Annotated in this window: 1 protein-coding gene; it reads left to right on the forward strand. The window is 27.6% G+C overall.

The window, feature by feature from the left end; translation table 11 throughout:
- Nucleotides 1-73: 73 nt before the first annotated feature.
- A partial coding sequence (locus KGF50_RS22655) for a metallophosphoesterase family protein (protein WP_227850027.1) occupies nt 74-228 on the forward strand: 155 nt, incomplete at its 3' end.

The following is a 228-nucleotide window of genomic DNA, read 5'->3' on the forward strand; positions in this document are numbered from 1 at the left end:
TCAAGAGTTAAAGAAACAATAGAAAAAGTAAACCAAAGAAAATCAAAGAAAATGTAATAGGAGAAAATTGTTTATGAAAATAGCAGCTATATCAGATATACACAGCAATATTTATGCTTTGGATGCAGTACTAGATAATATAAAGGTACATAATATAGATATGGTAGTTTGTGTAGGTGATTTAGTAGGATATGGAACAAGACCAAACGAAGTTATAAAAAAGATAAG

Origin of the sequence: Clostridioides sp. ZZV15-6598 (genome assembly GCF_020657705.1) — a bacterium.
GTDB lineage: Bacteria > Bacillota > Clostridia > Peptostreptococcales > Peptostreptococcaceae > Clostridioides > Clostridioides difficile_F.